General features: G+C 35.0%; 21 protein-coding genes, 1 rRNA gene and 1 pseudogene. 6 read left to right on the top strand and 17 right to left on the bottom strand.

The features are described 5' to 3' along the window. Together JOC75_RS15230 and JOC75_RS15225 are read right to left on the bottom strand one after the other, a co-directional pair. Positions 1-315: ribosomal RNA gene (locus JOC75_RS15230) — 16S ribosomal RNA — on the bottom strand; the annotation flags it as partial. A gap of 239 nt (positions 316-554) precedes the next feature. Continuing rightward, positions 555-1,473 (bottom strand): annotated as a pseudogene (locus JOC75_RS15225) (nucleotidyltransferase-like protein). Positions 1,474-1,719: 246 nt separating this feature from the next. Here JOC75_RS15225 and JOC75_RS15220 point away from each other — a divergent pair. Continuing rightward, positions 1,720-2,076: a YgzB family protein gene (locus JOC75_RS15220; protein WP_146950477.1), complete on the top strand. Its 357-nt coding sequence runs from the start codon at positions 1,720-1,722 to the stop codon at positions 2,074-2,076. A gap of 97 nt (positions 2,077-2,173) precedes the next feature. Here the strand turns inward: JOC75_RS15220 and perR are convergent, their stop codons facing one another. The 5 genes from perR to JOC75_RS15195 all read right to left on the bottom strand — a co-directional run bounded on the left by perR (position 2,174) and on the right by JOC75_RS15195 (position 6,002). Continuing rightward, positions 2,174-2,611, bottom strand: coding sequence for a peroxide-responsive transcriptional repressor PerR (gene perR / locus JOC75_RS15215; protein ID WP_146950476.1), 438 nt, complete (start codon positions 2,609-2,611; stop codon positions 2,174-2,176). Positions 2,612-2,738: 127 nt separating this feature from the next. After that, entirely contained in the window at positions 2,739-3,692 is a 954-nt protein-coding gene (locus JOC75_RS15210) for a D-2-hydroxyacid dehydrogenase (RefSeq protein WP_204954854.1), read from the bottom strand. Positions 3,693-3,935: 243 nt separating this feature from the next. Further along, the gene (locus JOC75_RS15205) at positions 3,936-5,048 is read right to left on the bottom strand and encodes an aminopeptidase (RefSeq protein ID WP_204954853.1); all 1,113 of its coding nucleotides are present in this window, start codon (positions 5,046-5,048) and stop codon (positions 3,936-3,938) included. A 16-nt stretch (positions 5,049-5,064) separates the two neighbouring features. Then, positions 5,065-5,535, bottom strand: a complete 471-nt coding sequence (bcp, locus tag JOC75_RS15200) for a thioredoxin-dependent thiol peroxidase (RefSeq protein WP_204954852.1) — start codon at positions 5,533-5,535, stop codon at positions 5,065-5,067. Between the two features lie 65 nt (positions 5,536-5,600). Then, positions 5,601-6,002, bottom strand: coding sequence for a two pore domain potassium channel family protein (locus tag JOC75_RS15195; protein WP_204954851.1), 402 nt, complete (start codon positions 6,000-6,002; stop codon positions 5,601-5,603). Positions 6,003-6,147: 145 nt separating this feature from the next. Between JOC75_RS15195 and fabZ the strand changes: the two genes are divergently transcribed. Both fabZ and JOC75_RS15185 read left to right on the top strand, forming a co-directional pair. Next, complete coding sequence (gene fabZ / locus JOC75_RS15190; protein WP_204954850.1) at positions 6,148-6,576, top strand: 3-hydroxyacyl-ACP dehydratase FabZ; 429 nt, start codon at positions 6,148-6,150, stop codon at positions 6,574-6,576. Positions 6,577-6,596: 20 nt separating this feature from the next. After that, positions 6,597-7,160 (top strand): histidine phosphatase family protein, encoded by a 564-nt coding sequence (locus JOC75_RS15185; protein WP_204954849.1) that lies wholly within the window; start codon positions 6,597-6,599, stop codon positions 7,158-7,160. 150 nt (positions 7,161-7,310) lie between these two features. On the opposite strand, the gene JOC75_RS15180 is transcribed toward JOC75_RS15185, so the two are convergent. From JOC75_RS15180 to JOC75_RS15165, 4 genes are all read right to left on the bottom strand, one after another. Beyond that, a complete protein-coding gene (locus JOC75_RS15180) occupies positions 7,311-7,787 on the bottom strand; it encodes a hypothetical protein (protein ID WP_204954848.1) in 477 nt (158 codons plus the stop codon). A gap of 432 nt (positions 7,788-8,219) precedes the next feature. Next, entirely contained in the window at positions 8,220-9,005 is a 786-nt protein-coding gene (locus tag JOC75_RS15175; protein ID WP_204954847.1) for an ABC transporter permease, read from the bottom strand. Positions 9,006-9,009: 4 nt separating this feature from the next. Continuing rightward, a complete protein-coding gene (locus tag JOC75_RS15170; protein WP_146950468.1) occupies positions 9,010-9,801 on the bottom strand; it encodes an ABC transporter permease in 792 nt (263 codons plus the stop codon). A gap of 9 nt (positions 9,802-9,810) precedes the next feature. Then, positions 9,811-10,827 carry an ABC transporter ATP-binding protein gene (locus JOC75_RS15165; protein ID WP_204954846.1) on the bottom strand — a complete coding sequence of 339 codons (1,017 nt, stop codon included), beginning with the start codon at positions 10,825-10,827 and terminating at the stop codon, positions 9,811-9,813. A 151-nt stretch (positions 10,828-10,978) separates the two neighbouring features. Between JOC75_RS15165 and JOC75_RS15160 the strand changes: the two genes are divergently transcribed. Together JOC75_RS15160 and JOC75_RS15155 are read left to right on the top strand one after the other, a co-directional pair. Beyond that, positions 10,979-12,268, top strand: a complete 1,290-nt coding sequence (locus tag JOC75_RS15160) for a glutamate-1-semialdehyde 2,1-aminomutase (RefSeq protein ID WP_204954845.1) — start codon at positions 10,979-10,981, stop codon at positions 12,266-12,268. Between the two features lie 253 nt (positions 12,269-12,521). Beyond that, positions 12,522-13,589 (top strand): FUSC family protein, encoded by a 1,068-nt coding sequence (locus JOC75_RS15155; protein ID WP_204954844.1) that lies wholly within the window; start codon positions 12,522-12,524, stop codon positions 13,587-13,589. Positions 13,590-14,282: 693 nt separating this feature from the next. Here JOC75_RS15155 and JOC75_RS15150 read toward each other — a convergent pair. The 5 genes from JOC75_RS15150 to fabL all read right to left on the bottom strand — a co-directional run bounded on the left by JOC75_RS15150 (position 14,283) and on the right by fabL (position 18,720). Continuing rightward, positions 14,283-16,025, bottom strand: coding sequence for an ABC transporter ATP-binding protein (locus JOC75_RS15150; RefSeq protein ID WP_239589491.1), 1,743 nt, complete (start codon positions 16,023-16,025; stop codon positions 14,283-14,285). 260 nt (positions 16,026-16,285) lie between these two features. Beyond that, positions 16,286-16,816: a nucleoside tri-diphosphate phosphatase gene (gene ntdP, locus JOC75_RS15145; protein ID WP_146950463.1), complete on the bottom strand. Its 531-nt coding sequence runs from the start codon at positions 16,814-16,816 to the stop codon at positions 16,286-16,288. A gap of 146 nt (positions 16,817-16,962) precedes the next feature. Further along, a complete protein-coding gene (locus JOC75_RS15140) occupies positions 16,963-17,223 on the bottom strand; it encodes a YgaB family protein (protein ID WP_146950462.1) in 261 nt (86 codons plus the stop codon). Positions 17,224-17,600: 377 nt separating this feature from the next. Continuing rightward, complete coding sequence (locus JOC75_RS15135) at positions 17,601-17,801, bottom strand: gamma-type small acid-soluble spore protein (protein ID WP_146950461.1); 201 nt, start codon at positions 17,799-17,801, stop codon at positions 17,601-17,603. 163 nt (positions 17,802-17,964) lie between these two features. Then, a complete protein-coding gene (gene fabL / locus JOC75_RS15130; protein WP_204954843.1) occupies positions 17,965-18,720 on the bottom strand; it encodes an enoyl-[acyl-carrier-protein] reductase FabL in 756 nt (251 codons plus the stop codon). Between the two features lie 116 nt (positions 18,721-18,836). On the opposite strand from fabL, the gene JOC75_RS15125 reads away from it, so the two are divergent. Beyond that, the gene (locus tag JOC75_RS15125) at positions 18,837-19,061 is read left to right on the top strand and encodes a hypothetical protein (protein ID WP_146950459.1); all 225 of its coding nucleotides are present in this window, start codon (positions 18,837-18,839) and stop codon (positions 19,059-19,061) included. Between the two features lie 53 nt (positions 19,062-19,114). Here the strand turns inward: JOC75_RS15125 and mutY are convergent, their stop codons facing one another. Continuing rightward, the gene (gene mutY, locus JOC75_RS15120) at positions 19,115-20,215 is read right to left on the bottom strand and encodes an A/G-specific adenine glycosylase (RefSeq protein WP_204954842.1); all 1,101 of its coding nucleotides are present in this window, start codon (positions 20,213-20,215) and stop codon (positions 19,115-19,117) included. Positions 20,216-20,349: the final 134 nt, after the last annotated feature.

Raw genomic sequence — 20,349 nt, 5'->3', positions numbered from 1 at the left:
GATCACCCTCTCAGGTCGGCTACGCATCGTCGCCTTGGTGAGCCGTTACCTCACCAACTAGCTAATGCGCCGCGGGTCCATCTGTAAGTGATAGCTAAAAGCCATCTTTCAATGTTGAACCATGCGGTTCAACATGTTATCCGGTATTAGCTCCGGTTTCCCGGAGTTATCCCAATCTTACAGGCAGGTTACCCACGTGTTACTCACCCGTCCGCCGCTAATATCAGGGAGCAAGCTCCCATCAATTCGCTCGACTTGCATGTATTAGGCACGCCGCCAGCGTTCGTCCTGAGCCAGGATCAAACTCTCCAATAAAGTAGTGTTTGACTTGCTCATATAATTCGTTTTGTACTATATAGTACGTTTTGTTAATCGAAATTAACGTTGGCACGCTTGGTTTTGTTTAGTTTTCAAAGATCATTTATGTCGTTTCGTCTAGAAGCGACTTTATTAATATAACATTTCAAATCCACATCGTCAACTTCTTTTTTAAAATATTTTTTCTAGAGAAGTTAGTGACATAATTAGTAAAGCAAAGCCGCTGTATATCTGTTTCAATAACAGCGACGTTTATTAATATAGCAAAGGTGAAAATTAAAGTCAATATTTTTCTTGAACAAAATATGCTCTATGATAAATACCTTTACCTTTTGTTTCAATTCTTTCTATAGATACATAATTTTTATCTACAAGATATTCTAATAAAACACTGAGATCAACAGCGTAATATTTTAGCTCTGGATGACTGAACAGTTCATTATAATGCCAAAATTCCTTTTCAGACATAATAGTTAAAATATGTGCTGCCCCTACTTCTGTCTTAGAGTGAATAAGAAAGTCACTAGCAAGAAACAGTAATTCTAATCTTTTTTCGATTGTTTCATCACTAATAACAAGTTCATTATATAGCTTATAAACCTGAGGTTCGATTTGTTTAACTTGATTCCACAATGTTACTTCTGGATAGTACCCTCTATCAATTACTTCTAAACGTGCAAGATGATGAAGAGCATGAACAATATGATTATAAGCATCTAACAGCTGGTTAGATTCAAAAAACACTTTACCTTCTAAGTACCTACGTATTAGTTTTGCATATTCAATACCAATCTTTAGCTTTCTTTCTGTAAAGGGAAACGTTTTTAATCTATCTATTAACTTGATTATATATTCATTGCGATCAAAAAGAATCTTGCCGTTTAATACCCAATCAACGATTCTTCTATTTGTGCCTAGAAGGATCACTTCATTTAGCTTTTCTTCTGTCATAATGGTTAAGGAAGCTTTTTTACTTTCATATTCATAATGCTTTACGAAATGTGGTTGCTCTGCTTCCTTAACGATAACAAGTAGTGCCATATCTAAGTTGTCAGTTAATGGAGATGTTTGATTTGTTTTTTCTATCATAACAATAGCTAATGTATCTGGATGACTTGCTTTTTCTTGATAAATTGGACGGAGAATATTTTCCATCATTATGCCTCCAATATAATGGGTTTATTAATTCTTCTACACGTAAAAGCAAAAACCCTTTTCAAGATGGTAATTTGAAAGTATTGGAAAAACACAAATTATCACCAATGTCCCTGCTTTATTCTTTATAATTAACATCTGATAGTATAAGGAATTGCTAAAATTAATACAATCCTTAATTTAATACTTCACATAACAATTTATCTATCATAAAAGCTATGCTATATTTAAAAAAGGAGGTTTGTTATGGCGCGTAAATATAGTAGTAAAATAAATAAAATTAGAACCTTTGCACTAAGTTTAGTCTTTGTAGGCTTTATCATTATGTATCTTGGCATTTTCTTTCGAACAAATATGTGGGTGATGACCATCTTTATGATGCTCGGAATGCTATCGATTGTAGCTAGCACAGTTGTTTATTTTTGGATTGGGATGCTTTCAACAAAAGCTGTCCAAGTAATCTGTCCATCCTGTGAAAAGCCTACTAAAATACTCGGTCGTGTTGACATGTGTATGTATTGTAAAGAACCATTAACATTGGACAAGGATTTAGAAGGTAAAGAATTTGACGAAAATTATAATCGCAAAAGCATAAAATCATAATAATAAAATAACAAAAAAGAACGGCTCCTAAAATTAAAGGACCGTTCTTTTTTGTTACTATAAAATAAAAACAAGCTTCTAATTGACGAAGCTTGTTTTAATGAGTTTCTTTCTGCTCACATGTTTTACAAGTTCCGTATATTTCCATACGGTGATGACTTACATTAAAACCTGTTACATGTGCAGCTAAAGCCTCAACTTCATCAAGTCCTGGGTAAGAAAAATCTACAATCTTTCCACAGCTTTCACAAATTACATGATAGTGATCTGATGTGATGAAATCAAATCGACTTGATGCATCGCCATACGTTAATTCCTTAACAAGTCCAACTTCACGAAATACCCTTAAGTTGTTATAAACAGTAGCAACACTCATATTAGGGAATTTTCCTTCTAACGCTTTGTATATATCATCGGCTGTAGGGTGTGTCATGGAATCGACCAAGAATTCAAGTATAGCATGACGTTGAGGTGTGATTCTAACACCTGTTTCCTTCAAGGCTTCTAACGCATCTTTTAATTGATGTTCAGACATCCGCCATGCACCTCTCTTCTATAAAGATTCTTACTTTATAATGTTTATAATTAGTGTACATTGTAATGAAGACATTTGTCAATTAATCTTTCTATGCATAATATTAACAAAATAATATCATTTACTCCTAATATCTTTGATCAAGATTAATCTTATTATCCATATCTGTCTGTTTACCACCCAAATAATAGCTCAAGTTTCTTTTGAAAATATCTATTGCTCGTGGTAAATATAAATCTGTAATTCCAGACAAATGCGGAGTGATAGTTACATTTTCCATATCCCAGAATTTATGCTTCTTCCCTAATGGCTCTTCTTCAAATACATCAAGTACAGCATGTTTAAGCTTGTTATTTTCCAGAGCAGTAATCAAATCTTCTTCTACGACTACATCTCCTCTACCAATATTAATAAACACCGCTTCACTCTTCATTGTATTTAAAAATGTTTCATTTACTAGAGATTTTGTACCACTGGTACTTGGTAGAACAGAGATAATGAAGTCCGCATCCTTCACAGGTAGGAGGATGTCGTCTTTTTTATATGTGGTATCAAAATGCTCGACACTTCTTCCATCACGGTTCATCCCTACTACGTTCATACCGAATGCCTTACAAAGCTTAGCAGTTGCAGATCCAATTGCACCTGTTCCTAATATATAAACTGTTTTTCCATACAACTCATCCATCTTCACCGAACGGTCCCATTTATGTTGTTTTTCATTCTCTTTCAGTGCTTTAGCTTGACGAGACACCTGAAGCATCATCGCTAAACAATATTCAGCCATTGGAATTCCATGAACTCCTTTTGCATTGGTTACTAATATTTTTCGCTCCTTTAATATATCAAACGGTAGCTTTTCAATGCCAGCTGAAGCGACCATTACCCACTTTAAGTTTGTTGCAGCTTTTATATGATCTTCACCTAAATCTTCTCCATAAGTTAAGATAATATCAGCTTTTGTTATCAACTGCTCTGCTTCATCAATTTTTAGGTCATGATAAAATGTGATTGCCGGAAAATGATTTGCCAGCTGCTCTTTAATAGCATGAGTTAATTTTACAGTTGATAAAACATTCATAGTATTAGTCCCTCACTTTTTTATAACTTTGTTTCTCTCAATTTTAAAATTAAACTATGTATTATAGTATATAAAACTAGTTGTTTTTATCATTACATCAAGTCAGATAAAAAAAGAGTGCGGAGCTCGGGTTCCGCACTTCCAATCCGGCGCTAACATTTGAGGAGGTAATGCCTTCTCTTTACAATACGCAGAAATTCCGCTTTTGGCTGGACGTATGTCTCGTTGAATAAAAATAGGCTATTATGATTTTAGATTATCTTGATTTAAACCTTCTAATTCTGGAAGCACGAACTTACCGTCTTTCCGAATAAGAACATCATCAAAATAGATTTCCCCACCACCATATTCAGGTCGTTGAATAAGAACCATGTCCCAATGAATGGCCGATTTGTTACCATTATTCGCTTCTTCATAAGCCTCACCAGGAGTAAAGTGAAGACTTCCACATATTTTCTCATCAAATAAAATATCACCCATTGGTTCTTCAATATATGGATGAAACCCTATTGCAAATTCTCCAATATATCTTGAACCTTCATCAGTATCAAGAATATCATTTAGCTTCTTTGTTTGATCAGAGGTAGCTTCAACAATTTTCCCATTCTCAAATGTCAGCTTTACATCTCTAAAGGTTGTACCATGATACGGACAAGGTGTATTAAATGATATCGTACCATTAACTGAATCTTTTACAGGTGCCGTAAATATTTCTCCATCAGGAACATTCGCTTCACCTGTACATGGTATAACAGGAATATCTTTAATCGAGAAACTCAAATCAGTCCCTGGACCTGTAAGTCGAACTGAATTTGTTTTTTTCATTAGATTTTTCAGTGGAGCAACTGCTTTAGCCATTTTTTCGTAATCTACTGTGCAAACATCAAATAAGTAGTCTTCAAAAGCTCTTGTACTCATACCAGCTTTTTGCGCCAATCCCTTTGTTGGGTAATTTAATAACACCCATTTACGGTTATTAACATAAAACTCTGAAACTGGTTTCATAATTTCACCACGAATTCGATGCTTCTCCATTGGAATATCAGCCATTTCAGCATCATTTTCTTCCCCAATGATAATAATGACAGCATCCACATCTTTATACACCTGCATTTGCCACTTAGCTTGTGTTTCAAGCTGTTCTCGTTGATAATTTTTAGCTAAATGAAGATTAATTTCATCATCAAAAAGATCAACATAAGGAAAAGCACCCATTTCATTCGCTTGGTCAATAAGCTCTGTTATTAATGGCTTTGTATTTAAATGACCACGAATCAGTACTTTTTCACCTTTATTCACTTTTACTGAATGATTCAGCAAAATAGATGCCAGCTTTGTTATTCTTTCGTCTCTCATATGTTTCACCCTCTAGTTACGATTGAATTTCTTTTATGTATTGCAATGCTTCTTCTACATGGTCTTTCACCTTTACTTTTCTCCACTCTTTAATCAGCTTTCCTTCTGGATCAATAATAAAAGTAGAGCGTTCAATTCCCATGTACTCTTTACCAAAGTTCTTTTTCAGCTTCCATACATCAAAAGCTTCAGCTAACTTATGTTCATCATCAACTAATAATTGAAATGGAAGATCATGCTTTTCTTTAAATTTCTTATGTTTTTCCTGAGGATCAGGACTTACCCCTACAATTACTGCATTTAGATCTGCAAAGCTTTGGTGTTGATCGCGAAAATCACATGCTTCTGTTGTACATCCTGGTGTCATGTCCTTTGGATAAAAATAAAGAACAACATACTTCCCTTTATAATCAGCAAGTGTAGTTTGTTCACCACTGTCAGCTAATAATTCGATACTTGGAACTGCTTGACCAATTTCTAATGTCATGATAATCCCTCCAAAATAATTGTAATAAAATAAGCGTAACCAACTTTTGCATTTCGTACAACTATTTACTGCTTATCTATACCAATTACTGTTCTTGCAACAAAAACAGCTGGGAGGATATATCCAATAAGTGCTTCAGTTACAGCTATTAATCTTCCTAAACCAACAGGAACAATATCTCCATACCCAACTGAAAATAATGTAACAGCACTAAAGTAGAAGGAAGTACCAAGTTTATCAAAATAATCACCAGAAATAGGATTTCCGGCCTCAACAAGCACATGAAGATTGCTTTGTAGACAGATTAGAAAAATCATCCCAAAACCTACTAACAAAGACAAATAAAGATAAGTGATCATCACAACCGTTTCAAAGGATAGGAAATTCTTCTGAAAACAAACAATAATAACACTCTTAAAACTCATAAAAATGCAAATCACAATACCAATACAAAATACCAGCTGCATAATCCCCCACCCTTTTGAACAACCACTTTGTACAATATATACAAGCTCCATTAAGGTTATGAAAAAATAAAAATATCTACATTTTAGTATCAGGTTCTATATCCACATGATAATATATAATTGTAAATAAAAGGAGGTTCACACTTTGCTAGATATTGTTGATATAAAAAAAATCATTCAACACCGCTATCCGTTTCTTTTAATAGATAAAATTCTAGAGATTGAAGAAGGCAAAAAAGCAACAGCAATCAAAAATGTAACCGCAAATGAAGAGTTCTTTAAAGGTCATTTTCCTGATTATCCCGTGATGCCAGGCGTATTAATTGTTGAAGCATTAGCGCAGGTAAGTGCTGTTGTGATGTTGTCTAAGGAAGAAAATTACGGAAAATTAGGCTTTTTAGCAGGAATTGATAATTGTCGCTTTAAAAAACAAGTCCAACCAGGGAATCAGCTTTTACTTGAAGTAGAAATCACACGAATAAAAGGATCAATTGGTAAAGGTCGAGGAATAGCAAAAGTTGATAATGAAATTGTTTGTGAAGCAGAGCTGATCTTCGCCTTTGGAAACAAATGATAAATAGGTGAGTGAAAAACATGGAAATAACCCTTATTCGTCATGGTCGATCTATACACACTGACCAAACACCAGTTACTTGCAAAGAACTACATAATTGGGTTAAAAAATATGATGGGGTTAGTATTTTTGAAGAAAAAGAATATCCTAGAGAAGCAATCAAAAAAGCCACAGAAGCTAACGTTTTACTAACAAGTGACTTAAAAAGAGCAAAAGATTCTGCTTCATTTTTAACAAAAGGTCGGCAAGTTGAATCACATTCTATATTTCGAGAGGTAGACCTGCCAATACCTTCTGGCAATGTTTTCGGCATTAAATTTTCGCCTAAGACGTGGTTAACACTCTTTAGAATCCTATGGTTCTGTGGATATTCTAATAATAATGAATCTTTATCACACGCTCAAGAAAGAGTAAAAAAAGCTGCACAATTTTTAATAAATGAAGCAAGGAAGCATGAATCAGTAACTGTTGTTGGACACGGCTTCTTTAACTTGCTCGTTGCAAAGCAATTGAAAAATGAAGGATGGATTAGTGAAAATAAACAAAGCTCAAAACATTGGAGTTGTACAACATATAACAAATAAAAAAGAGCTTAAGAAAAAATCTAAAATAACAGCTAAAACAAACTTTGTTTAGTAGATTAATAGTGATACAGATAATAAACAAAAATGCTTGAGTAATAACAATACCCAAGCTTTTTTATATTGTCTTGTTCACCTGTTGTACAAGACTAGTCATTTAAAAACTACCCGTTTCAAAAAGGATTCCTTCCTTATCAAGCCTTTTGTAAATGTATAAACAGAATACAACTCTTTTAAAAAACCTGTAAATTCTTCCTTCTTTATGCCAATTTGGTCCCATTCTGGTGCATCAAATTCACTTCCATAAAACCAAAAATTCACTAGTAGCACGTTGGAAGAAACCATTTCCATTTGTAATGTCGCTTTTCGTTTACATGATAAATAGACATATAATTTTAATCTTAATGAGTATAAATATATCGATTGAGGATCTTCTTCATCATAAGGATTACCGCTATCAAAGAAATCAATAATATCATCAACATTTTCGTCGACGATTTCAACTTTATTTGTGACCCTCGATAACTTATTTATAATATCCTGTATTGTTTTCTTTTTTTCTTCTTTAAGTTCCAACAAGAAACTAACTTCAAGGAAAGGACCACCTTGCAACCATTGGGACCACTCCATCTATAACTCCTCCTGAACCTTTGATATATTATGTGTTCCATATCCTTACTGAACAAAACTGCTCTGTTAGTATAAAGCGACTGCTCTTTATTGAACACTCGCGCACCCAATAGGACAATAATAACTAACTTCTTTCACAAACTCTCCATTTATTTTAACATAAAATTACAATTATCTACTTGGTATATAAAATCCAACATAGCAAATAGGATACTAATTAAAATAGGGAAAAGACATTCACAACAACTATTGACATTATGCTAATTTGGTTGCTATTTGATATGATAATTCAAGTGTTAATACCAAATATCCGTTGATATATAAGGAAAAAAGACCAAATCCTATGCGATTTGGTCTGCTGATTGGTACATTATTTCGTATGTTTCTCCACCTAAAAAGAACTACTTAGAAAAATCTCAAAGCTCTTTCTCTCTAATTCCCTGCACCGCGATATCTTTTCACCCCTGCATTCCATAGAAATACAGATAAGATAAAAAATCCAACTCCCATAAACGGTGTTAAAAATGAATAAAAATACCACTCTTCTTTTTCAAGGAAAAATGCCGCAGGATAAACTCCAACAAACGCAAATGGAAGAATCCATGTTAACACAAAGCGAATGGCTGCATTATAAATATCAACTGGATAACGTCCATAGTTACCGATGTTGTACATCATTGGCATAAGTGATGTTCTCGCATCAGACCAAAAGCCAATGGTAGCAAGTGAAACAAATATTCCTGCATAAACTAATGCACCACCTATGACAAAAACAAAGAACAAAATAAAATCATACCATTGAAAGCTTAACCCTAATTGAATCGAAGCATATCCCATAATAATGATTCCAGTAACTGCTCCAAAAAGTGATTCTAGCTCCATTCTTTCTAATATCACTTGAAAAAGACTATGAATCGGTCTAGTTAAAATTCGATCCATTTCTCCTTTCACTATATAGCGTTCATTAAAATCCCATATGTTAAAAAACGCACCGAATATAGCAAAAGGTACTAAGAAAAATCCGTATATAAAGATAATTTCATCACGTGACCAACCACTTAAAAATTGGGTATGACCAAACACAACAAGAATAAACACTAAATTCGTCACTTGAAAAAGCATATCAGATAAAAGCTCAACAACCATATCTGCTCGATATTGAAGACGAGTTTTCATATATTGTCCAATATATTGAGTTAGCATAGATAAATAGAACATCAACTCATCCCCCTTGAATAATCATTCGTTTTTTCGCTAATGACCATATCACTTGAACTGGAATGAGTAGCACAACTGCCCAAAATCCTTGTAACAAAATAGCTTGCAGCACTTCATTACCTTGAATTCCTTCAGTAAATATCATACTAGGAATATAGCTGATTGCTTGAAAAGGAAAATAGGCCATCACGTCTTGTGCCCACATCGGATAAAAGCTGATCGGCAGCAATAGCCCCGAGAATAAATCGATAATAACTCGTTTCGCTCGCATTAACCCATCATTATTAAATAAGAAAAAGGTTACCATACCTGTTAGTAGATTTATTTGTGTATTAATTATAAAACTAAAAACGAGTGAGCTAGCAAAAAATAGCCATGTCATACCATTTGCCGAAAACTCAATTGGAAAAACCAACGCAACGATAACCATCCCTGGTACCGAGAAAAACAACAGACGAAAAATCCCTTCACCAAAAGCCTGCATAGTTTTCATTCCTAGATAATTATAAGGCCTAATAAGCTCAACAGCTACTTTTCCTTCTTTTATTTCCAATGCAATTTCACGGTCGATATTATTAAAGTAAAAAGCTCTTGCCATCCACGAAACAGCTACATATGTTGTCATCTGAATTGCAGAGAGGCCCTCAATCGACTCTTTCCCACCATAAATAGCAGTCCAGAGAAAATAATAGGCTCCTATATTAATACTATAAATTAAAATTCCACTGTAATAATTTGTACGATACGCAAGCATCATTAAAAAGCGGATTCGTATCATTTCAATATATTTATCCATTTTTTCACCTCAGCTTGAAAGGGCCTCTCCCTTTTCATATATGTTACGTATCACTTCTTCTGTAGAAATTTCTGTCACACTAAGATCAATAATTTCATGTGCACCAACAACACGACCAATAAGCTCAGACATCGGTGCTTCTTTGTCACTAATTTGTGCTGTCCAGACATTTAACTTATCTCCTTTTTGCCATAAAACATCAAGATCCTGTGTTAAGAATGTTAGTTGATCTTCAACAATTTCATTTTGGAACTGAAACTGAACCTGCTTACCTTCACCCCAGTGTGATCGTAATTCTGCAAGCTGCCCATCATAAATAACTCTTCCTTCATCAAGCATCACAACTCGTTCACATAATGCTTCAATATCAGATAAATCATGTGTTGTTAGTAGAATCGTTGTTTTGTATTTTTCATTCATCTCTTTTAAAAATTGACGAATCTTCAGCTTTACTAAAACATCAAGACCAATTGTTGGTTCATCTAAAAACAATAGTGGCGGATTATGAATAAGTGCTGCTGCTAATTCACATCTCATTCTTTGTCCTAGTGATAGCTTTCGTACAGGCTTATCTAAAAGAGGACCAATATCTAATGTTTCAATCACATGCTCCATATGTTCTTTATAATCTTCATCAGAAACTTTATAAACCTTTTTTAATAAACGAAATGATTCTTGCACAGCAATATCCCACCAAAGCTGTGATCGCTGCCCAAATACAACACCAATAGATTTTACAAATTGCTCACGTTCTTTATGAGGATTCATTCCATTCACAATAACCTGACCAGATGTTGGCGTTAAAATTCCAGTTAGCATTTTGATTGATGTTGATTTACCAGCACCATTTTCACCGATATAACCAACCATTTCTCCTTGCTTCACCGTAAATGAAACATCATTAACTGCTGGAATAATTTTTGATTGTCTATTTAATAAATCACGAAATGCACCCTTAAGTCCTTGACGACTAGAGTATGATCTGAATTCTTTACGCAAATCTTTAACTTCAATGATATTTGTCATTTTTGTCCCTCCAAATTTCACCACAACTTACTAGTTTACCCGAAAACATCGCAATTCACCAAATTGTATGCTTCATATTTTTTAAAGAAGCGGCTTTCATGTTAGAATAAGGCATAATCTCTCAAGTTTTTATACATAGTAGGAGGAACCCATGAAATTCACTAAATCAAATGAGCTACATGAAGAAGCATTAAAACATATCGTTGGTGGTGTTAACTCACCTTCACGTTCGTATAAAGCAGTTGGTGGTGGATCTCCAGTTGTTATGGAAAGAGCAAATGGAGCATACTTTTGGGATGTTGACGGAAACAAGTATATCGATTATTTAGCAGCATATGGCCCAATCATTACAGGTCATGCTCACCCACATATTACAAAAGCCATTACAACCGCAGCAGAAAATGGCGTTTTATATGGTACACCAACTCCACATGAAATTACGTTTGTAAAAATGCTTAAAGAAGCGATGCCAGCACTAGATAAAGTACGCTTCGTAAACTCTGGAACAGAAGCTGTCATGACAACTATTCGTGTAGCACGCGCCTATACTGGTCGTGATAAAATTATCAAATTTGCTGGCTGCTATCATGGTCATTCAGATCTTGTCCTAGTTGCTGCTGGATCTGGTCCATCAACATTAGGAACTCCTGATTCTGCCGGTGTTCCTAAAAGCATTGCACAAGAAGTAATCACAGTTCCCTTCAATGAGATTGAGCCATTAAAGGAAGCACTCGATAAATGGGGAGATCAAGTTGCAGCGATTTTAGTTGAGCCTATTGTTGGTAACTTCGGAATTGTGGAACCTAAGCCAGGATTTCTAGAGCAAGTGAACGAGCTTGTGCATCAAGCAGGAGCATTAGTTATTTATGATGAAGTGATTACAGCTTTTCGCTTCATGTACGGAGGAGCACAGGACTACCTAGGCATTTACCCTGACTTAACAGCTTTAGGAAAAATCATCGGTGGTGGACTGCCAATCGGCGCTTATGGTGGTAAAAAAGAAATCATGGAACAAGTTGCACCACTTGGACCTGCCTATCAAGCTGGTACAATGGCCGGAAATCCAGCATCTATTCTCTCAGGTATTGCTTGTTTAGAGGTACTTAAGCAGGAAAATGTCTACGAAAACCTAGACAAGCTCGGTGCAATTCTTGAAGAAGGTATATTAAAACATGCTCGTACATATAATATCCCAATCACAATTAATCGTTTAAAAGGTGCACTAACAATTTATTTCACAGACGAAAAAATAGTTAACTATGAACAAGCAGAAAATACTGATGGTGAAATGTTCGCGAAGTTCTTTCAGCTTATGCTTCACCAGGGAATTAACCTGGCTCCTTCCAAATACGAAGCTTGGTTCTTAACCATTTCTCATACAAAAGAAGATATTGAGGAAACATTAACAGCCGTCGAACAAGCTTTCAGCAAGCTAAAATAACAAATAATGAAGACAAGTGCACGAGCTGTATCTTGTCTTTATTTATGAAATTCTTTTTTGGCGTAGGCTCATAAGGAACAAAATCCATTTTCAGAATATATACACGTTTTAAGATTACGTTAAAAAGGGAAATGTATCTTGTATATCTTTATTAATCATTGTATAGTACGTTATTAGCACTTTAGCCATACATATTGAATATAATATGTTCTTTGACTAATCGGATTCAAGAAAGGAATGTCATTAAACATACATGAAATTAGGTGCCCGTATCCTGAAAACAGGGATAGCCATTACTCTAGCTTTATTTTTAGCAGGAATATTACAACTACCTTCTGCAGCTTTCGCAGGAATTTCTGCCATATTTGCTATACAACCAACAATTTACCGCTCTTATTTATCAATCATTGAACAGGTTCAAGCAAATGTCATAGGTGCAGCTTTAGCAATTGGTTTTGGATTAATTTTTGGTTCACATCCCTTTGTAATCGGGTTAACAGCCATCATCGTCATTGCCATTAATATAAAATTAAAAGCTGAAAGTACAATTCCTGTTGCTCTTGTCACTGTAATCGCCATTTTAGAAAGTCCTGGTGATAACTTTATAGAAATTGCCTTAATTCGCTTTTTCACTGTACTACTAGGTGTTTTAGCTGCATTTATCGTAAATATGGTGTTTCTTCCACCTAAATACGAAACAAAGCTTTATAACCGAGTATCTGTAAACACAGAAGAAATCATTAAATGGATTAGAGTGAACCTACGTCAAGCATCAGAGCATAATGTGCTAAAAGAAGATATTGAAAAGCTCAAAGAACAAATGATCAAGCTTGACCAGCTTTATTTAAACTATAAAGAAGAACGCAATTACTTTAAACGTGAGTCATACGCAAAATCGCGTAAGCTCGTTCTTTTCAGACAAATGATTGTCACTTCAAATCGATCACTTGATACATTAAAAAAGCTGCACCGACTTGAAAATGATCTTCATCATATGCCCGAGGAATTTCAAAAAGTCCTTAAGGATGAATTAGACTATTTACTTTATTTTCATGAAGAATCATTATTACGCTTCATCGGCAAAACAAAAATACAGCCTTCCCAAGAGCTTACAGAAGAAGGTCGCTTCAACAAGAAGCAACTAACAAAGGTGTTCATGGAATTCCATCAAAACCATGATCCAACTGACTTTTATCACCTTCTGCCCCTAGTTGCAACAATTATCGACTACAGTGAGCAACTAGAGCATTTAGATACACTTATTTGCAGCTTTCAGAACTACCATAAAGAAGACAATGAAATTAAATTATCGACTGAATAAGGCTAGCGCTGATGCTAGTCTTTTTTAATTGGTGGATTTTAGAGCAAGTTAGCCCTTTTTAGGTTAAAAGGAATGGTTTTGAAGTTCAAATTGGGCTGTTTTTCATCGAAAAGGTGTATCTTGCTTTGAAACTAGGGTTCGTTCTGCGAAATCTGCCCCAGATCGATCCACCATCTCTCAGAGATTATCTTCGTATATTTTAGAATATCAGCGATTTTTTGGATTTATCAGCGATTTTCCCAAAATATCAGCGATTCTTCGAATTTATCGGCGATTATCTAGATTTATCAGCGATTCTTCAAAATACGACAAATCACGACACAGATTCACACCACTAATATGTAGAAAAACTCTAAGTTTCAATAACCAACAAAAACAACCTTAAGTTAGTCATATTTGGATTGGTTGCTAACATTATAATTAGGGATCTGTTAGAAATTGTTGTTTTAGACTTAAACTAAGTCTTTCCGACTCCAGATGAAGCCTCCTAGAACACGCATCTGAAATTTATCAGCGATTCTGAGGATTTATCGGCGATTTCTCAAATTTGTCAGCGATTATTCGAATTTATCGGCGATTATCCAGATTTATCAGCGATTCTTCAAAATCAGACAAATCACGACAGAGCGAATTACTCACATCCAACAAAAAAGCCACATCCCGCAAAAGAGGATGTGACCTATACCGACTATTCTATTCAATCTGTTGAATCTGAAATAATTTATAATAATGCTCTTGTTTTGCCATTAACTCCTGGTGTGTGCCTTGTTCAACTACTTTTCCGTCCTCGATGAGCACAATTTTGTTTGCATGAGTAATTGTAGAAAGTCTGTGAGCTACAATAAATGTTGTACGTTCTTTAGCCAGATTTTCTAATGCTTCTTGAATAAGATGTTCACTTTCTAAATCAAGAGCTGATGTAGCTTCATCTAATACTAAAATTGGTGGATTTTTCAAAAATACTCGAGCGATTGAGACTCGTTGTTTTTGCCCTCCTGAAAGCTTTACCCCTCTTTCACCAACTTTTGTATCATAGCCCTTTGGTAGCTTCATGATAAAATCATGCGCATTTGCTGATTTAGCTGCAGCAATCACTTCTTCTTCAGTAGCATTTGGCTTACCAATTAAGATGTTTTCTTTGACTGTGTTACTAAATAAAAATGTATCCTGTAATACCATACCAATTTTTTCACGTAAGCTTTGGGCTTGATAGTCTCTAATATCAAGATTATCTAAAAGAATTCTACCGTCTGTCACATCATAAAAACGTGGTAATAAGCTAACAAGAGTTGATTTACCCCCTCCGCTCATCCCAACTAATGCAACTGTTTCACCTCTTGTTACTTTCAACGACAAACCCTCAATAATTAATGCTTCATCTTCCTGGTAACGAAAAGAAATATTTTGAAATTCAACTTCACCTTTGATATCCTTCGCCATTTTTGCATTTGGTTTATCAACCACTTCATAAGGTACATCAATAAATTCAAAAACGCGGTCCATTGAAGCAATTGCTTGTGTTAATGTTGTGGATGAATTAATTAATCTTCTTAATGGATTATAAAGCTGTTCAACATAAGCAATAAATGCAACCATTGTTCCTATTGTTAATTGACCATGAATAACCTGATATCCAGCAAAACTAATGACGATTAGTGGAGCGATATCGGTTAATGTGTTAACAACAGCAAATGTTTTCGCATTCCAGCTTGTGTGATCAAGTGCTTTTCCAAGAAAATTTGAGTTTTCCTTTGCAAATTGATCTTGTTCAAATCCCTCTGTGGCAAAGCTGCGGATTACTGGCATACCCTGAACCCGCTCATGCAAATGTCCTTGAACCTCTGCAAGTGCTTGTGAACGAACTCTTGTCAGATGGCGTAGTCTTCCATAAAAATATTTTACAGACAAACCATAGAAAGGAAAGAGAATGATGGATACAAGTGTTAGCTTTACATCCATTGTTAACATAATTGCAACAGCAATAATAATTGTCGCCACATCAAGCCATACATTCATTAATCCTGTTATAACAAAATTCTTCGTTTGTTCTACATCATTGATTACTCGTGAAATGATTTCACCTGCACGAGTATTTGCATAATAACGTAAGCTAAGCTTTTGTAGATGAGTAAATAATTGATCTCGAATATCATAAAGAATTTTACTCGCTGTCCATTGTGCAAAGTACTGCCTATAATATTCAACTGGAGGACGGAGAATAACAAATAAAACAAACATCCCGCCCATTAACGTTAATAGTGTATTTGTTTTTTCAGCATCTGAACCAGTTCCACCGATAACATCATCCACAACATATTTAATAACTAATGGTAATAATAGTGGAATTGAAAATTTAATAACACCAATCATAATTGTACCGATAATTTGTAGACGATATGGTCTAACAAATTTCATATATCTCTTTATAACCCCCAAAGAAATCCCCCATTTCTTTACAAAAGGCCCTGTTAAGCTTGCTCATTGGTTCTGTATAAAGTCTTCACTAAATAACCTTGAGTTTGGCTATACCCTTTATAGTCTCCCTTTAAATCCTTTTGTAAGCAGAAATTCACGTCTTTACTTAACAGCTCCTAAAAATACGACCACATATGAAAAAGGCTGACTCTTGCTTATTACACTCCAACATCTTATAAATGCTGAAGCACAATATGAGTCACCCTTACTACCCACTACTATTATCTTACATATGTTAAGTAACGTTCATACCACTCATCAATGAATTCTGGAGCAAACGGACCTTTTTTTTGCCGTATCCATCGAAGTAAGGTTTCAAGGTTATTTCTTAAAATTATGTCAATTACTTCAGGATAATTCATTAATTGGCTATGTTCTTCATATTCATCTTCATCCAAAATTGTATAAGTCATATCTGGATAAACCTTCACATCGAGATCATAATCTATGTATTTGACCGCTTCCTCATCCCATACAAATGGTGAGCTTATATTACAATAGTAGTAAACACCGTCGTCTCTCAACATCCCGATTATATTAAACCAATGTCTAGAATGGAAATAACATATCGCTGGTTCTCTAGTAATCCACGTTCTTCCGTCTGATTCCGTAACAATCGTTCGATCATTTCCACCGATTATACAATGCTGGGAACCCTTTAGAACCGTGGATTCCTCCCAGACTCTGTGGATGTATCCATTATGCTTATAACTATGTATTTGGATTTTGTCTCCTTCCCTGGGAAAGCGCACTTTTCTCCCCTTCTTTCGATTTCATTGATCGCTTCATGAAGAATTTCATAAACGTCCACGTAATGTATTTCCTTCCATTATAACGTTTGTGAAATAAAAAAGAAAATAAAAGAAGTCATTCCACGAGAAATGACTTCTAACATTACTTAAGATACAGTTTCGAATTTCTGACCTTCTTCATAAGATCGTATCACTTCTTCTGTTTGTTGCTCAAAAACCCTTTGGATTTTATTTAACTCAACCTTCATATTCTCTATCTCAATCTGAACAGATTGCATTTGTGTTTCATCCTGCAATGCAACCAGTTGTTTTTTAATATCTTGACATCTTTCAATCTCAGACTGTAAATATAATAACTTATCCATCGTCTTTAATTGCTCGCCTACTAATTGATCAAAATTCATCATTTACTCTCCTTTCCGCTAAAGAGAAACAAAATAGTGTGTATATATTAAATTCTCCATACAATGCATCTACCCTTTGACTACTTATGTAGAGTAAACAGAAGTTTTGTCGTTTTTTTATTTTCTAATCTTTTTTTAAAAGATGGTATGTTAATTCGCACGAAAAAAAGGCTCTTTCGCAAAATTTGTTGCTTATAAATACCGAAAAAAATCAGCATTGCATTAAGTATAGTGTTATCTTTTCTTCATAAAAATAGTAGCCTTTATGCGGAAATACACTGTTTCTACTGCATATTTTGGATCATAGCAACAATCTTTCAGAAAAGACCACAAAAAAGACACCTCCCCGTTACTGGGAAGGTGTCTTTTGCATCTGCTAATTAAGAGTTTTGGTTCTTGTTAGCTTCAGCTTGTTGGTTGTATTTTTTCACGTGTTGAACATCAGTTGAGCTAGCAAATTCAGTGCCAAATTGGCCTGCACCTGCTTGTCCACCTTGTGCACTTTGAGCGTTTTGTTGTTTAACATGTTGGATGTTTGTACCTGATGCTGTTTTACCAGCTTGGTTGTTGTTCTGTGCCATTCGATATCACCTCCACGAAATATAGATTGTCCCGGAGGTGAATTTTATATCCACAAAAAAATAATTTTTTTTGAAAAGTTTTTTACCTTCTGTTTTTAAGTTTAGGTATAACCTTAATAAACAAGGTTTACTTGCTCAAATATATTTGTAGCCCTAAAGATTTTTATACTAAAATCGAACGACCACCATCAACGATTAGTGTTTGACCTCGAATCATCGAAGCCTTATCTGTTAATAAGAATTCTATTGCGTTTACCATATCATCGATTTCAACCATTCTGCCAGCTGGAGTATTTTTTCTTGCATCCTCTAGTAGTTCTTCACGATTAGGGAAATGCTTTAGTGCATCTGTATCAACCGCTCCACCAGAAACTGCATTAACAATAATATTCTTCGGAGATAATTCTACTGCAAGGTATCTTGTTAAGGCTTCTAAAGCGGCTTTTGATACACCAACAGTTGTGTAATTTTCTAAATAACGTATAGATCCTAATGAACTTGTGCTTACAATATATCCTCCACCATTTAAATCCATTAGCTTAGCCGCTTCTTGTGCACAAAAAAGCAATGCCTTACTGTTAATATTCATCGTCCAGTCCCAATGACTTTCCTCAAGCTCCATTGCAGGCTTTTGAACACCTGATGCAGCATTATTCACAAATATATCTAATCTGCCAAATTGCTCCTCAATTTGTGAGAACATCTCTTTAATTTTTTCTGGCTTACCAACATTTGCTTTGATGGCAACTGCTTTCACACCAAGCTTTTCGATCTCATTTACAACCTCAAGTGCAGCTGTTTTACTTCTTGCATAGTTAACGACGATATCATAGCCTCTTTCTGCTAAACGAATCGCAACTGCTCTACCAATTCCTCGACTACTTCCTGTAATTAGTGCCACTTTATTTTGTTGACTCATATTGTCAGCTCCTCATATGTAAACAATCGTATAGATGTAATCATTGTATCAGATACTATAGTGAAACTTCTATTTTGATTTGAATTTTTACTCGGTAAGTAAAGGGGGATTTACTAATGTACGTAGGACGCGATATGACAGAGCTCTCTATGATGTCAAAAAAAGAATGGAAGAAGGAAGAGTTAGCTTATTTCCATCACTCACTTCAACAGGTTGTACCTTACTTAAATTCTGAAGGTCAAACCATTCATCGAGAAATTGTCGAGGAAATAGAGGCACGTGGTGGGTTGAAACGAAACGAAGCAGATTGGACTCATGGAACAAGAGTTCAGTATGATTGATAAAAGTGCAAGGCGCCTTGAGCTCTGATTTCAAAAGAAATAAGGCTGACTCATTAAGACAAGTCAGCCTTTTTGTAAATTTGAAATATTTTTTGATGTGAAACAGGAAACGCATATCTTTGTAGCTCTTCTTCTGTTACAGGCAAGAGATTGGAATCATTAATGTCTTTGACTTTCCCTATAAAAACAGAAATATTCCAGATCAAATGAGAAAATACGTGTTCAACAGTTCCTGTTAATTCTGAGAGCTCTGCCTCAATTCCATATTCATTCAATAGAAATTCTGTTAGCTGATCGCGATATGTTTTCCCACTCATTGAGTCTAGCTCTAAATTCGGGTATTCCCAAAGGTTTGCAAGTAATCCCGCTGGTGGACGTTTATGAATATAAAGCTTACCCATATTATCATATAAAACAGCAGCAGCCATTTGGAGCGGCTTTGGTTTCTTTTTCTTACTTTTAATCGGAAGCTCTGATTGCACGCCTTCTTCAAATGCAGTGCAATGTTCACGAACGGGACAAAGAAGACATTTTGGTGAGGTTGGTGTACATATTAAAGCTCCTAACTCCATAACTGCTTGATTAAAGGATGATGGATCTTCCTTTGAAATTATTTCATATGTTGCTTCTTCGAATATTTTACGTGTTTTAGGTTTGGCGATATCCTCCCATATTGAAAGGATACGAGATAGCACTCTCATGACATTCCCATCAACTGCTGGTTCCGGGATATTATAGGCAATGCTTAGGATCGCTCCTTTTGTATAAGGACCAACCCCTTTTAGCTTTGAAATTTCTGAAGGTGAATCTGGTACCTTACCACTGTACGTTTCTTTAACCTCCTTTACAGCAGCTTGTAAATTTCTAACTCTTGAATAATAACCAAGTCCTTCCCATGCTTTTAACACCTCTTCTTCATCCGCATCAGCTAAGGCGTTAATGGTAGGAAACTTGGTAATAAATGCGTTAAAATAAGGTATAACTGTATCAACTCTTGTTTGCTGAAGCATAATTTCTGAGACCCAAACCTTGTACGGATCTTGATCCTTACGCCAAGGCAGGTCCCTTTTTTCAGCAAGGTACCAATTTATTAAATCGTCTTGAAACTCTTTTATTGGAAAGCTTTGTAGCTTATTTTGTACATCATTAATCATTAAAATTTTCCTCCGCATGTTATTTTCCTTCATTTTTGGGAAAATAAAGAGTAATGCTATATTTATCACTTCAATCACTTTTATAAGAATAGTACAAGAACAAGTCTTTTTAAAGCGTAGATGTTTAAAATAAT

This window comes from Metabacillus crassostreae (genome assembly GCF_016908395.1).
In the GTDB taxonomy this organism is placed as follows: domain Bacteria; phylum Bacillota; class Bacilli; order Bacillales; family Bacillaceae; genus Metabacillus; species Metabacillus crassostreae.
This window is presented reverse-complemented; position numbering and strand designations above follow the sequence as displayed.

What these genes read in the sequence shown, in the direction of transcription:
- JOC75_RS15220 (WP_146950477.1), top strand. Translation starts at nt 1,720, where the DNA reads ATGGCGCGTAAATATAGTAGTAAAATAAATAAAATTAGAACCTTTGCA.
- perR (WP_146950476.1), bottom strand. Translation starts at nt 2,611, where the DNA reads ATGTCTGAACATCAATTAAAAGATGCGTTAGAAGCCTTGAAGGAAACA.
- JOC75_RS15210 (WP_204954854.1), bottom strand. Translation starts at nt 3,692, where the DNA reads ATGAATGTTTTATCAACTGTAAAATTAACTCATGCTATTAAAGAGCAG.
- JOC75_RS15205 (WP_204954853.1), bottom strand. Translation starts at nt 5,048, where the DNA reads ATGAGAGACGAAAGAATAACAAAGCTGGCATCTATTTTGCTGAATCAT.
- bcp (WP_204954852.1), bottom strand. Translation starts at nt 5,535, where the DNA reads ATGACATTAGAAATTGGTCAAGCAGTTCCAAGTATCGAATTATTAGCT.
- JOC75_RS15195 (WP_204954851.1), bottom strand. Translation starts at nt 6,002, where the DNA reads ATGCAGCTGGTATTTTGTATTGGTATTGTGATTTGCATTTTTATGAGT.
- JOC75_RS15185 (WP_204954849.1), top strand. Translation starts at nt 6,597, where the DNA reads ATGGAAATAACCCTTATTCGTCATGGTCGATCTATACACACTGACCAA.
- JOC75_RS15180 (WP_204954848.1), bottom strand. Translation starts at nt 7,787, where the DNA reads ATGGAGTGGTCCCAATGGTTGCAAGGTGGTCCTTTCCTTGAAGTTAGT.
- JOC75_RS15175 (WP_204954847.1), bottom strand. Translation starts at nt 9,005, where the DNA reads ATGTTCTATTTATCTATGCTAACTCAATATATTGGACAATATATGAAA.
- JOC75_RS15170 (WP_146950468.1), bottom strand. Translation starts at nt 9,801, where the DNA reads ATGGATAAATATATTGAAATGATACGAATCCGCTTTTTAATGATGCTT.
- JOC75_RS15165 (WP_204954846.1), bottom strand. Translation starts at nt 10,827, where the DNA reads ATGACAAATATCATTGAAGTTAAAGATTTGCGTAAAGAATTCAGATCA.
- JOC75_RS15160 (WP_204954845.1), top strand. Translation starts at nt 10,979, where the DNA reads ATGAAATTCACTAAATCAAATGAGCTACATGAAGAAGCATTAAAACAT.
- JOC75_RS15155 (WP_204954844.1), top strand. Translation starts at nt 12,522, where the DNA reads ATGAAATTAGGTGCCCGTATCCTGAAAACAGGGATAGCCATTACTCTA.
- JOC75_RS15140 (WP_146950462.1), bottom strand. Translation starts at nt 17,223, where the DNA reads ATGATGAATTTTGATCAATTAGTAGGCGAGCAATTAAAGACGATGGAT.
- JOC75_RS15135 (WP_146950461.1), bottom strand. Translation starts at nt 17,801, where the DNA reads ATGGCACAGAACAACAACCAAGCTGGTAAAACAGCATCAGGTACAAAC.
- fabL (WP_204954843.1), bottom strand. Translation starts at nt 18,720, where the DNA reads ATGAGTCAACAAAATAAAGTGGCACTAATTACAGGAAGTAGTCGAGGA.
- JOC75_RS15125 (WP_146950459.1), top strand. Translation starts at nt 18,837, where the DNA reads ATGTACGTAGGACGCGATATGACAGAGCTCTCTATGATGTCAAAAAAA.
- mutY (WP_204954842.1), bottom strand. Translation starts at nt 20,215, where the DNA reads ATGATTAATGATGTACAAAATAAGCTACAAAGCTTTCCAATAAAAGAG.